Origin of the sequence: Kitasatospora sp. NPDC047058, from assembly GCF_040643935.1 — a bacterium.
GTDB lineage: Bacteria > Actinomycetota > Actinomycetes > Streptomycetales > Streptomycetaceae > Kitasatospora.
In genome coordinates, this window is the sequence record NZ_JBEYVJ010000008.1 from 44801 (window position 1) to 58646 (window position 13846).

The 13846-nt window shown below is 76.1% G+C and carries 4 protein-coding genes; all 4 read right to left on the minus strand.

Going from position 1 to position 13846, the window contains the following annotated elements:
- Window positions 1-35 precede the first annotated feature (35 nt).
- The gene (locus ABZ885_RS02255; RefSeq protein WP_360182338.1) at window positions 36-2675 is read right to left on the minus strand and encodes a beta-ketoacyl synthase N-terminal-like domain-containing protein; all 2640 of its coding nucleotides are present in this window, start codon (window positions 2673-2675) and stop codon (window positions 36-38) included.
- Between the two features lie 21 nt (window positions 2676-2696).
- Window positions 2697-3830, minus strand: coding sequence for an OzmP (locus tag ABZ885_RS02260; RefSeq protein ID WP_360182341.1), 1134 nt, complete (start codon window positions 3828-3830; stop codon window positions 2697-2699).
- A gap of 89 nt (window positions 3831-3919) precedes the next feature.
- A complete protein-coding gene (locus tag ABZ885_RS02265) occupies window positions 3920-7501 on the minus strand; it encodes an amino acid adenylation domain-containing protein (RefSeq protein ID WP_360182344.1) in 3582 nt (1193 codons plus the stop codon).
- Window positions 7498-13833 (minus strand): SDR family NAD(P)-dependent oxidoreductase, encoded by a 6336-nt coding sequence (locus tag ABZ885_RS02270; RefSeq protein WP_360182347.1) that lies wholly within the window; start codon window positions 13831-13833, stop codon window positions 7498-7500. Before ABZ885_RS02270 ends, ABZ885_RS02265 begins: the two co-directional genes overlap by 4 nt.
- Window positions 13834-13846 lie beyond the last annotated feature (13 nt).

Genomic DNA, 13846 nt, shown 5'->3' on the forward strand with positions numbered 1-13846 from the left:
TGCCGTGGGGAGGTGCCGGTTGCCGGGCGGTCGGCTCAGACGGTGCCGCCGTGCCGCCCGGCGGCGCGCTGGGCCCGCCGGGAGGTGCGCCCGGCGGCGGCGCCTGCGTCGTCGGGGCCCTGACCGGGGGCCGGGGCCAGGTCCAGCAGCTCGGCGAGGTTGTGGACGAAGGAGCGGATGGTGGGGAACTCCAGGAAGGCCGTGGTCGGGACCTCGAACTCCAGCTCCTCGCCGAGCTTGGCCCCGACCTCGATGAGCACCAGCGAGTCCAGGCCCAGGTCGAACAGGCGGGCGTCCAGGCCGACCTGGTCCCGGCCGCCGAGCACCTTCCCGACCTCCTCGACCAGGTAGTCCGTGATCAGCTCGACGCTGCGGCCCGGGTCGGCCGGGTCGAAGCGGTCGACCAGCCGCTCGGTGGCGGCGGCGACGTGCGCGGTGCCGGCGGGCTCGGCCCAATGCCGGCGCCGCTCGAAGGGGCGGACGGGCAGCGGGACGCGGCGCCGGCCGCCGTCGGCGTGGACGGCCGCGAAGTCGACGTCCGCACCGAGCAGCCACTGGTCCGCGACGAGCGTGAGCAGGTGGGCCGGGCCGGCCGGCTCCCCCTCCCCGGGGGCGAGCGGCAGCTGGTGCCGGCCGGTGCCCGCCAGCAGCCCGGCCAGGCCGCTCAGCTCCTCGGGGCCGGGGACCCAGCTCGCCGCCTGCAGCCCCTCCTCCTCGGTCAGCCAGCGGCCGGTGCGCGCGGAGAGGACCGGAAGCCGCGGCGGTGCGACCCGGGCCGGCGCGGTGCCGTCGGCCAGCGCGAGCGCGTCGGCCAGCGGCAGGGCCCCGGCCAGCACGGCCGCCACGACCAGGCCGGTGCCGCTCGCCGCGAGCCCCGCCGGGGTGACGCCCCAGGCCGCCAGGGTGGTGGCGAGCGCGTACTCGTGGAGGAAGGCGGCCCGCGTGCCGCCGGATCCGAGCAGCGCCCCGGCCTCGCCGGCCAGGCCGACGGCGGCGGCGCAGGCGTCGACGGCGTCGCGGTAGGCGGGCACCGACCGGAGGAGCTCGGCGCTGTCGGCGGCGTCGGGCACGGTGCCGGTCAGCACGAACACCGGGGTGCTCGGCTCGTCCCCGGCCACCCCGGGCCGCAGCCGCTCCTCGTCGCCGAGGGCGAGCGCCATCGCCGCCTCCCGGGTGCTGCGGGCGACCAGCGCGAAGCGGTGCGGGTAGGCCCGGCGGCCCAGGCTCAGGGTCTGGGCGACCGCGCCGAGGTCCAGCCCCGGCTGCTGCTTGAGGTGGCGGGCCAGCGCGGCGCCGGCCTGCCGCAGCGCGGTCTTGGTCCGGGCGGAGACGACCAGCAGCTCCGGGCCGTGCCCGGCCGGCTCCGCCGTTCTGGCCGGGGCCTCCTGGAGGATCACGTGGGCGTTGGTGCCGCCGATCCCGAAGGAGCTGACGCCGGCCCGGCGGGGGGCGTCGCCCTCCTCCCACGCGGTGGTCCCGGTGTTGACGAAGAACGGGCTCGACCCGAAGTCGATCTCCGGGTTGGGGGTGCGGAAGTGCAGGCTCGGCACCAGGGTGCGGTGCTCCAGCATCAGCACGGTCTTGATCAGCCCGGCCATGCCGGCGGCGGTGTCCAGGTGCCCGATGTTGGACTTCACCGAGCCGAGCGCGCAGTACCCGGTCCGGTCCGTGCCCTGCCGGAACGCCTCGGTGAGCGCGGCGACCTCGATCGGGTCGCCGAGCGGGGTGCCCGTGCCGTGCGCCTCCACGTAGCCGACGGTGTCCGGCTCGACGTCGGCGATCTCCTGCGCGTCGGCGATGACGGCGGCCTGCCCGGTGATGCTGGGCGCGGTGTAACCGGCCTTCCCGGAGCCGTCGTTGTTGACGGCCGAGCCCTTGATCACGGCGTGGATCCAGTCGCCGTCGGCCAGCGCCTCCTTGAGCCGCTTGAGGACGACCACGCCGGCGCCGCTGCCGATCACGGTGCCGCGCGCCTCGGCGTCGAAGGCCCGGCAGTGGCCGTCCGGCGAGAAGATCATGCCGTCCCGGTACTGGTAGCCCTGCTGCGGCGGGTTGAGGTGCACCGCCCCCACCAGGGCCACGTCGCACTCGCCGCCGAGCAGCGCCAGGCAGGCCGTGTTGACGGCGACCAGCGAGGTGGAGCAGGCCGTGTTGACGTTGATGCTGGGGCCGCGCAGGTCCAGCTTGTAGGAGAGCCGGGTGGCGAGGAAGTCCTTGTCGTTGGCGAGCATCAGCCGGTAGCGGTCGACGGTGGAGCCCGTCCGGTGGCGCTCGGCGAGGTTGTGCAGCAGGTAGTGGTTCATGCCCGCGCCGGCGTAGACGCCGATCTGGCCGTCGGCGCGGTCGGGGTCGTAGCCGGCCCGTTCCAGCGCCTCGAAGGCGCACTCCAGGAAGACCCGGTGCTGCGGGTCGAGGATCTCGGCCTCGTCGTGGGTGAACCGGAACAGCTCGGAGTCGAACAGGTCGACGCCCGGGATGCCCTGCCCGGCCTTCACGTAGTGCGGGTCGGCCAGGCTCGCGGCCGGGACGCCGGCCGCCAGCAGCTCCTCGTCGGTGTACCGGGCCAGGGTCTCGCGGCCCTCGCGCAGCACGTCCCAGAACTTCTCGGGGGAGTCGGCGCCCGGGAAGCGGCATGCCATCCCGATGATGGCCACGTCGGAGTCGGAAAAGGTCATGACGTACTCCCTGGTCGGGTCTCAGCTCAGGCGGATGCCGAGGTCGGCGGCGACGGTGCGCATGTCGAGGAAGCTGCGCGAGACGAAGGCCGCGGCGTCCCCGGTGGCCCCCATGCGCTGGAACAGGTCGACGAGCTCCCGCTCGTGGTCGGCCCGTTCGCCCTCCCCGGCCGCGATCGCCAGCACGACCTTCCCCAACCGCTCCTCCACCTCGCCGAGTTCGAGCGAGCGCGGGAACTTGATGCTGAACGTGCTGCGGTCGTACTCGGCGTTGCGCCGCACCGACCGCACGTGACTGGACGCATTGAGCTTGTAGAACATGCAGTCCCAGTTCTTGAACGAGTAGTAGTTCAGCAGCGGCAGCAGGGTGCAGTGGGTCTCCAGCGGCGACGACTGGTAGAGGCCCTTGGCGCGCAGCTCCTCGACGATGCGGTCCGGCTCGTAGTCGTGGCGCATCGCGATGAACGGGAAGACGATCTTCGGGAGGTTCTCCTCCTCCTCGAAGAGCAGCTCCTCCAGCTGTCCGCCGAACAGGGTGTCGGTGAGCCGCTCACCGAAGGTCTTGTAGAAGTCGCGCACGACCTCCCGGACGTTGGACTCCATGGTGAGGATCTGCTGCGGGTCCGCGCACAGCGCGATGTACGGGATCTTCTGGCGGTAGGCCATCAGGATCGCCCGCAGCACGAAGAACGTGCGGCAGGAGACGCACGGCAGCTTCTCGTCGAGGTACTTGCCCGGCTTCCTGGGCGCGGGGCGGTTGAACACCTCGCGCATCATCAGCTTGATGTTGTCATCATCGGAGTCCAGGACGAAGGTGGCCGGGATCTTCTCCCGGGCGAGCGCGATGTTCTGCGCCGCGTGCACGCTCTCGAAGGGGACGTCGAAGGTGAACGCCAGGACCCGCTTGCCGTACTCGTTGGCGAACTTGTCCAGCATGTACGTGCTGTCCTTGCCGCCGCTGTACATGAACAGGCAGTCGTACGCGCCGGAGGCCGGCGGCGCCTGCTGGAACTCGGCGAACACCTCGCTGGTGTAGCGGTAGTTGACCAGCAGGTCCTCGGCGAAGTCCATGTTGCACAGATTGCAGACCTGCTGGTCGTCGAGGACGACTCCAGGGTGGTCGGCCTTGAGCGAGCAGACCTGGCATGTGGACATGGGAACCCCCGTGGTGGCCGTCTGGGATCTGTCTGCGGTGCGGGTGTCCGCGGTGCGGGAGTCCGCGCTGCGGGTGGTGCCGGGACCGGTCAGGACCGCCGCCCCCTTCGGTTGCGCCGCTCCGCCAGCGCCGCCACGTCCCGGGAGCGCCGCTGCGGCGTCCCGGCCGGGGCGGGGGCGGACACGGGGGCGTCGGCGGGCCCGGCCAGGGCCGAGGCCATCGCGCGGACGGTCGGGTGCCGGAACATGCCGAGGCGGGTGACCGGCAGGCCGAGCCGCTCGCGCAGCAGCGCCGCGACCGACGTGAGGCGCAGCGAGTCCCCGCCCACGTCGAAGAAGTTGTCCTCGGCGCCGACCCGTTCCAGGCCCAGCACCTCGCACCAGACGCCGGCGATCCGCCGCTCCAGCTCGGTGCCGGCCGGCACGCCCGCCGGGCCGGCGAGGTCCGGTGCGGGCAGCGCCTTGCGGTCGATCTTGCCGTTCGGGGTGAGCGGGAGCTTCGGCAGCACCGTCACCGCGGCCGGGACCATGTAGGCGGGCAGCCGCTCCCGCAGCGCGGCCCGCAGTCCGGCGCGCTCCGGCAGCGGCCCGTCCCCGCCGGCCACGTAGGCGGCCAGGCGGCGCTCGCCGGGCCGGTCCTCGCGGACCAGCGCCACCGCGGCCGTCACACCGGGCAGCCGGCGGAGCGCGGACTCCACCTCGCCCAGTTCGATCCGGTAGCCGTTCAGCTTGATCTGGCCGTCGATCCGCTCCAGGTACTCCAGGCGGCCGTCCGGCAGGTGCCGCACCAGGTCGCCGGTGCGGTAGGCGCGGCCGGCGCCGGGCGCGGGGGCGGTGACGAAGCGCTCGGCGGTCAGCTCCGCGCGGCCCAGGTAGCCGTCGGCGACGCCGTCCCCGGAGAGGTACAGCTCCCCCGGGAGGCCCGGGGGGACGGGGAGGCCGCGCTCGTCGAGCACGTGGCAGCGGGTGTTGCCGATGGGCCGCCCGATCGTGACCGGCTCGCCGGCCCGTACCCGGTCGACGGTGGACCAGATGGTGGTCTCGGTGGGGCCGTACATGTTGTAGAGGGCGCCGACCCGGCCGGCGAGGCGGTCGGCCAGTTCGGCGGGCAGCGGCTCGCCGCCGCACAGCGCCCGGAGCTCCCGGTCCCCCTCCCACCCGGCGGCCAGCAGCATCTGCCAGGTGGTGGGCGTGGCCTGGAGCACCGTCGGGCGCGACCGCTCGATCCGCTGCCGCAGGGCGAAGCCGTCGGCGGCCACCGCCTCCGGCAGGAGCTCCACGGTGCCGCCGCGGGTCAGCGGCAGGTAGAGCTCCAGCCCGGCGATGTCGAAGCAGACGGTGGTGAGCGCCAGCAGCGAGTCCCCGGACCCGAAGCCGGGGTACCGGGCCATCGTCCAGAGGAAGTTGACCAGCGCGCGGTGCCCGACCTGGACGCCCTTGGGCAGCCCGGTGGAACCCGAGGTGTAGATGACGTACGCGGGCGCGTCCGGGTCCGAGCGGTCGAGGGGGGCGGCCGGCGGCTCCCCGCCGGCCTCGGCCGGGGTGACCGGGACGACCGTCACCCGGACGTCCGCCAGGGTGCCGCCGAGGCGGGCGTCGGTGAGCACGAGGGCGGCACCGGAGTCCTCCAGCATGTGGCGGATCCGGCCGGGCGGGTAGATCGGGTCGATCGGCACGTACGCCGCGCCGCTCTTGAGCACGGCGAGGAGGGCGACCAGCAGCTCCGGGGAGCGCTCCAGGTAGACGCCGACGAAGGTGCCGGGGCCGGCGCCCAGGCCGACGAGGCGCCGGGCCAGCCGGTCGGCCGCCTGGTCCAGTTCGGCGTAGCCGAGCGTGCGGTCCTCGAAGCGGACGGCGGTGGCGGCGGGGGCGGCGCAGGCCAGGTCGGCGACGAGCCGGCTGACCGTGGTCTCCCTCGGGTACTCCTCGGCCGTGTCGTTCCACCGGTCCCGGAGCAGCCGCTGCTCCTCGGCGCCGAGCAGGGCCAGGGTGCCGAGCGGCCGGCCCGGTTCGGCCGCGGCGGCGGCGAGGAGCAGCCGCAGGCGGTCGGCGGTCCAGGCGGCCTGGCGGTCCGTGAACCCGGCGCCGGGCTCGAAGCCGACGGTGCCCTCCGCGTCGATGCGGACGGTCAGCGCGCGGGCCTGGCCCGCCCCGGCGCCGGTGCCGGCCGCGGTACTGGTACCGGCGTCGGTGTCGATACCGGTACCGGTGTCGGCGTCGGCGTCGGGGAGGACGACCGCGACCGGCAGCCCGGCACGGGCGGTGGCCAGGCCCGGGTGCCGCAGCAGGACGTCCCGCCGGTACGGCGAGCGGGTCCGGACGGCGGCGACCGCGGCGGCGACCGTCCCGGCGAGCTCCGGCAGCGTCCGGTCGAGCAGCCCCTCCGGCCCGCGCAGCGGCACCTCGGCGGCGAGCAGCCCCCGGGCCGGGCCGTCGGCCGGGGCGGTGGTTCCGGCGGTGGTCTGGGCGGTGGTCAGGGCGACGTCCCGCTCGCCGCCGCGGGTGAGCCGCGCCAGCAGGGCGAGCACGGCGGCCAGGGCCACCGCCGCGGGCTCGGCGCCGGTGGCCCGCAGGGCCCCGGGCAGCGCGACCGGGCCGGCCGCCGCCGTGGTCTCCGGGAGCCGGCCGATCCTCGGCGGGAGCAGCGGGTCCAGCGTTCCGAGGACGCCGAGCCAGTGCCGCTCCTGCCGGTGGGCCGCCCGGCCGGCCTGCTCCAGCTCCGCCACGGCGTCGTCCGCGGGGTGCGGGAAGCGGCCCCCGTGGTCGCTGGCCAGGAGGTCGGCGACGGCCGCCGGGTCGAGCCGTTCGCCGGCCGGGTCGGCCAGGTCGGTGAGGTCGGTGAGGCGGACGTCGCGGTCGGCGGTGGCCACGGTGAGGGCGTCCGGGCCGGCGCCGACGACCGTGCCGGGCGCCTCGGTGGAGGGCCGGTCGGACACCTCGGCGCCGCGGACCGCCAGCAGCCGGCCGCCGAGGGCCAGCAGGGGGGTCCCGAGGTCGTTGCGGCGGTGCCCGAACGCGGTCGCGCGCACCAGCGCGTCCAGCTCGGCGGCCGGCCGCCGCCAGTCGACCACCCCGCCGCGCGGCAGTCCGTCGTACTTCCCGTGGTAGGTCCGCAGGTCGAGGTCCTGCGGCGTCCGGGTGGCCGTGCCGGCGGCCAGCTCGTCGACGAGCTCCGCGAAGGACTCGACGGCCGCGTCGAAGCAGGCGACGTCGAGCTCGTGCACCGTGGCGGCCGGACCGACCGGGACGTCGCGCTGCTTGAGCACGTCACCGGTGTCGGCCTCGTCGGTCATCACGTGCCAGGTGACGCCGTGCTCCTTGTCGCCGTCCAGGATCGCCCAGCTGGTGGCGAAGAGGCCGGCGTGCCGGGGCAGCGGCCCGTCGTGGAAGTTGACCGGCAGCCGCGCGGGCAGGGCCAGCACCTCCGCCGGGAGCATCCGGAGGTTGGCGATGCTGAACAGGTAGTCGAACTCCAGGGGCGCCAGCCGGCCGGCGAGGTCCCCGCCGAACCGCACGGCCGGCAGCCCCTCGCCCTCCGCCCAGGAGATCAGCTCCTCGGCGGGCGACACCACGGCGGCCACCCGGTGTCCCCGGGCGAGGAGCAGCCTCGTGCACTCGACGAGGAGCGGTTCCTCGCCGATCACCACACAGCTGAACGGCTCGGCCGTCATCGTGCGCCTCCTTCGGACCCGCCACGCGGGGAGAGCAGCTCGGCCAGCAGCTCGTCGACGGCCTCGTCGGACAGGCCGGCGACCAGGCGCTCGGCCTCACCGGACACCGCGGTCGCGTCGGACCGGACCGGGACCGGATCCGGAACGTGGGCCGGAGCCTCGGCCGGGGCCGGGGCCACCGGCGCCGGCGGGCTTGCTGGATCGACAGGAACAGCAGCGGCAGCCGGGGCAGCCGGAACGACCAGGGCGGCCGGCCGGGCCGCGGTCCGGAAGTGCTCGGCGAGCTTCCGGATGGTGATCCGCTCGAACAGCAGGGTCGCCGGCTGGGGGCCGTACAACACCTCCAGCGCGCGGGTCAGTTCGAGCGTGACCAGCGAGTCCACCCCGTAGTTCTCGAAGGTCAGGTCGGGGTCCAGCTGGTCGGCGGTCATCTCCAGCACCCGGGCGAAGACCGCCGTCACCTGCTCCAGCGCGTCGGGCCCGGCAGCAGGCCCGGCCGGGACCGCGACCACCGCCGCGACCACCGCCGGGGCCGGGGCCTCCGCCGCTACCCCGACCGCCGTGCCCGCCGCGCCCGCCGTCCCGGTGCGGGCCGGGCGGATCACGGGCACGATGCCGTCGCTCACCGCCGCGATGACGCTCTGGAAGGCCGGCCCGGCCTCCGTCGTCGGCGACCCGACGCTGACGTCCCGGAAGCCGCAGGCCGCCAGCACGTCCTGCCACTGCCGCTCGCCCGCCAGCGGCGAGTGCGGCATCCGGTGGTCGGCGTCGTCGAACAGCCACCACCCGGCCGTCAGGCCGAAGACCAGCGCCAGCCGGCTCTGCGGCCGGGTGCCCTCGGTGAGCAGCAGGACACCGCCCCGCCGCAGCAGCGACTTCGCCCGGGTCAGCGTGTGGGCCAGCCGGCCGGTGGCGTGGAACACGTTCGTGCCGAGCACCACGTCGTGGACGCCGGGCGGCGTGCCCCGGCCGGGCTGCTCCGCCTCGATGTCGAGCGTCTCGAAGCGGACGAAGGGGTGGTCCGCGGCGAACCGCTGCCTGGCCCGGCGGACGAAGGCCGGGGACACGTCGGTGAACACGTACTCGACCGCGTCCGCGTAGGGGGCGAGGGCGGCCAGCACGGTCGCGGTCGTCCCGCCCGTGCCCGCGCCCACCTCCAGGACGCGCACCTTGGCGCCGGGCTCGGCGGACCGCCGGGCCTCGACCTGCCCGACGACGAGCCGGGCCACCTCGGCGTTGCAGTGGTCGGTCACCGGGTCGCCCCGGTAGACGGCCGCGACCCGCTCCGAGGAGCCCTGCGGGAAGAGGACGTCCATGGCGCCCGTCCGGCCGGTGAGCACCTCCGGGAGCACCGCCAGGCAGTCCCGCAGCAGCGCGGCGACCGGGACGATGCCGGGGTGGCGGTCCATCAGCGCCTCCAGCTCCCGCACCACGGCGGCCTCGTCCTCCGCCGGCCGGCCCGCCGGGCGAAGGCCGTCACCGTCCACCCGCAGGTGTCCGGTGGCGACGAGCAGGTCGAGCTGCGCCTGGAACAGCCGGGCGTGCTCGGCCGTGACGCCCACCCTGGCGGCCAGCTCCGCACGGTCGTGGCTCCCCGGGGCCTGCTCGAACACGCCGGCCCGGCGCAGCACGGCCGCCAGCAGGCGGTGGGCCAGTTCCTCCGCCTCCGCCACGGCGAGCTGGTACGCCATCAGTCCGCGGTCGCCGGCCGAGCTCCGGGCGACCTGCACCTCGGGCAGCCGGACCGGGTCGTGGCCGGCGCGCACGGTCGTCGTCCGGTCCGGGTCGACGCCCAGCCCGTCCAGGATGGGCCGGTCGGCGTCGAGGGCGAACACCTGGGGCACTCCGGAGCCCAGCGTCCGCTCGACGACGGCCATGCCCCGCTCGGCCGTCAGCGGCCGCAGCCCGGCCGCCTCGAAGCGGCGCAGCACCCGCGCGCGCTCCGCGTCCCCGCCGGCGTGCCAGTAGCCCAGGTTGAGCACCTGCACCGGGAAGGGCAGGGTCCGGGCGGCGTGCAGGGCGTAGGCGTCGGCGAAGGTGGAGCCCGCCGCGTAGCCGGCCTGTCCGTGGTTGCCCTCGAAGGAGACCCCGGAGCCGTAGAACAGCACGAAGTCGGGGGACTCCTCGCGGACCGCGCGCAGCACGCTCCAGGCCGAGTCGGCCTTGGACTCCAGCGCCGCTCGCAGCTCCGCCTCAGGCAGCTCCCGCATCACCCGGTTGACCAGCACCATCGCGGCGTTGATCACCCCGTGCAGGGCCCCGAACTCGCGCTTGGCCAGGCGGACGGCCCCGGCCAGCTCGTCCGGGTCGTTGGCGTCCAGCGCGAGGTAGCGCACCTCGGCCCCGGCCGCCTCCAGCTCGGCGACGGTCCGCCGCCGGGCCTCGTCGAGCGGCGAACGCCCGACCACGACCAGCTTCGCCCGGTACGTCCGCGCCAGGTGGCGGCAGGTGTCCCGGCCGACCGCGCCCAGCCCGCCGACGATCAGGTAGACCCCGCCCTCCCGGAACCGGGTGGCGGCCGCGGGCAGTTCGACCCGCTCCAGCACGCGCTCGCGCCGCACGCCGGCCCGGACGGAGACCGGGACCGGCCGGGCCGGGAACGGCTCGGCGACGACCGCCCCGGCGCTCGCCGCGGCCTCCGCCGACCTCACGTCGACCAGCGCGACCTTCAGGTTCGGCCACTCCTTGGCCGCCACCATGGCCAGGCCGGTGAGGCCGGCCGGCCACGGGGCGGAGGCGTCGTCGGCGCCGAGCGGGTGGCCGTCCGTCGTGACGACCTTCAGCCGCAGCTCCCGGTCGAGCAGCCCGTGCCGGTCCAGGGCCCGCACCAGGCGGTGGAGCGAGACCACGCCGCGGTCCATGACGGCGCGCACGGCGGCCCGGTCGGCGGGGTCGTGCTCCGGCCCGGCGTCCAGGAAGTAGACCAGGTCGGGGCCGCCGGACCGGGTCAGCGCCCGGTCGAGCTCGGCGTCGGTGAGGCCGCCGGCCCCGACGGACAGCCGCCACACCTCCGCGTCCCCGTGCGCGCGGGCGATCGCCGCGGCGGGGGCGGCGTCCGTCGCCGGCCCGACCAGCAGCACCCGGCGGGCGGGCCCGGCGGTGCCCTCGGCGGACCGCGCGGTCCACACCGGCCGGTGGACGAGCACGGTCGGCGGCTTCGCCTCCCGGTACGTCAGCCCGGTGAACCGGACCCGCACCGCGCCCGCCGCGTCGAGCACCAGGACGTCGCAGCGGTCGGTGCCGGTCTCCCGGACGTACGACCAGCCGGCCGCCGGGACGGGGCCGAAGACCTCGACCCGGTCCGCCGCGAAGGGCAGCAGCGGCCGGCGCCGCCCGCCCCGGCGCCGGGCCAGCAGCGCCGCGACGGTGTGCAGGGCCGCGTCCAGGACGCCCGGGTGCAGCGCGTACGCGGCGTCGGCCTCGGCGGTGGTGTCGGTGGTGGTGGTGGTGTCGATGTCGGAGTCGGTGCCGGCGGTGGTGGCGCCGAGCCGGCCGAGCACCTCGTCCTCGCCGGTCCACACCTGGCGGACCCTGCGGAAGAACGGCCCGTAGTCGAGCCCCTGGTCCGCGACCAGCCGGTAGAAGGCGTCCTGGCCGGGGCCCTGCTCCAGCCGGGCCGTCAGCTCCGCCGGGTCGACCGCCGGGGGCGCCGCGGGGGCGTCCGTCAGCCGGCCGTACGAGCGGACCGCGTCGTCGGGCCCGCGCACCTCGTAGCGGTCGCCGTCGAAGACGACCGACACCCTGGCGCCGTCGCCCTCCACGGCCAGCGGGGAGACCCAGCGGACGTCCGCGAACGCCCGGCCGGTGAGCCCGCCGCAGGCCCGCGCGACCAGGTCGAGGTGGCCGACGCCCGGCAGGATCGGCCGCCCGTCGACGACGTGGTCGCGCAGCTCCGGCGCACCGGCCGGCAGCGTCCGCCCGTACGGGCCGGCGGGCAGGGCCGGGGCCGCCGGGAGGGGGGCCGGGACGGGGGCCGGGACCGTTGCCGAGACCTCCGGGCCTGCGTCCAGCCAGTGCCGCACCCGCGCGAACGGGTACGTCGGCAGCGGCACCCGCCGGCGCGCGGCCGGGCGGAGCCGGTGCAGCAGGTCCCAGTCGAGCGTGATGCCGGAGACCCACATCCGCCCGAGCAGGTCGTCGTCGCCCGCCCTGATCTGGGCGGCCAGGAACTCCTCGCCCCCGACGCCGTCGGCGAACAGGCCCGCGAGCGGCGGGTGCTGCTCGACCCGGCCGCGGTGCAGCCACTGGCCCCCGTCGCCGCGCCCGACCGCGGTGAGCCTGGCGGCGGCGTCGGCGAGGTCGGCGGCGACGAACGCCAGCCGCTCGGCGAGCGGCTCCCGGCCGACCCGCAGGGTGTGGGCCACGTCGGCCAGCCGCAGCGCCGGCGCGCCCTCCCCCGGGCCGGTCAGCGCGCGGCCGAGCCGCGCCGCGTAGGCGCGGAGCCGGTCCTCGTCGCGGGCGGACAGGGTGATCAGCTCAGGCCCCCCGGGCCCGGCCGGGGCCGGCTCCGGCGGCAGGTACTCCTCGACGATGACGTGCGCGTTGGTCCCGCCGGCGCCGAAGGAGCTGACGGCGGCCCGGCGCGGCAGCGGGCGCCCGTCGGCGTCCTGCGGGCGCGCCCACGGGGCGGTCTCGCGCTGCACGGTGAACGGCGAGCGGCCGAAGTCGATGGCCGGGTTGAGCTCCTCGGCGTGCAGGGTGGGCAGCAGCGTGCCGTGCCGCAGCTGGAGCACCGCCTTGGTGAGGCCGGCGATGCCGGCGGCGCCCTCCAGGTGGCCGATGCCGGACTTCACCGAGCCGAGCGCGCAGAACCCGGTGTCGGAGGTGTGCCGGGCGAAGGCCTTCGCCAGTGCGGTGTGCTCGATCGGGTCGCCGAGCGCGGTGCCGGTGCCGTGCGCCTCGACGCAGCCGATGGTGCGGGCGTCCACCCCGGCGGCGGCCAGCGCCTGTTCCACCAGGGCCTGCTGGGCGCGCGGGTTGGGCACGGTGTAGCCGCTGGTGCGGCCGCCGTGGTTGACGGCCGTCGAACGGATCACCGCGTGGACGGTGTCGCCGTCCCGGACGGCCTCCGAGAGGCGCTTGAGCAGCACCGCGCCGACCCCCTCGCCGGGCACGTAGCCGCTGCCGCCCGCGCCGAACGCCCGGCACCGGCCGTCGGTGGAGAGCATCGACTTGCTGCTGAGGTGCACGTACTTATCCGGGTGGACGGCCACGTTGACGCCGCCCGCGAGGGCGTAGGAGCACTCGCCGCGCCGGATGCTCTCGCAGGCCTGGTGCAGCGCCACCAGGGAGGCCGAGCACGCGGTGTCCACCACGACGCTCGGGCCGCGGAAGTCCCCGAAGTAGGAGACCTGGTTGGCGATCGAGGACCGGTTGGCGAGCACGACCTGGTGGTTGCCCCGGGCGGACGCGGTGGCCGCGAGGACGGCGTAGTCGTCCCACATGACGCCGACGAACACGCCGACGTCGTGGCCCTCGCCGCCGAACCGCGGCGCGGGGATGCGCGACGGCGGGTACCCGGCGTCCTCCAGCGCCGACCAGGCCGTCTCCAGGAACAGCCGTTCCTGCGGGTCCATCGAGCGGGCCTGCTTCGGCGAGATCTGGAAGAACAGCGAGTCGAAGGAGTCCACGTCGGCCAGGAACCCGCCCCAGCGGCCGTAGCTCCGCCCGGGTGCGTTCGGGTCCGGGTCGTACAGGGCCTCGGCGTCCCAGCGGTCGGCGGGGACCTCGGTCACGCAGTCGCGGCCGGCCGTGAGGTTGCGCCAGAACTCGTCCAGGTCCCGTGCCCCGGGGTAGCGGCCGCTGATGCCGATGACGGCGACGGGCTCGTCCTCCGCCGGTTCCCGGCGCTCCGGGCGGGCCCGCACCGCCGCGGCCTGCGTCTCACGCGTGGCCGCCGTGTCCTGCGCTGCGAGGAGCGGGCTCCCGACGGCCGCCGGGAAGAGCCGGGCCACCGCGTCGGCGTGTTCCGCGAGCAGGTGGTCGGTCAGCTCGTCGACCGTCCGGTACTCGAAGAACACGCTTCCGTTGAGCCCCGGGAACTCCTTGACCAGCAGGGCGGTGGCGTCCATCACCAGGACCGAGTCCATGCCGTAGTCCTGCAGCACGACCCGGCTGTCGAGCCTGCCGACGGGCAGCTTGAGCACGCCGGCCACCACGCCGCGCACGTGCTCCAGCAACCGGGCCCGGTGGCCGGGCGCGGCCTGTCCCTGGGCCTCGGCCTGCGCCGGGGCGTCGGCCGGGGCCGGTGCCGGGGTCAGGGCCTGTGCCCGTGAGGGGCCCTGACCAGCCGGCGTGGCCGCGAGCGGCGTGCCCGCGAGCGCCGCGTCCATGGCCGCCGGGTCG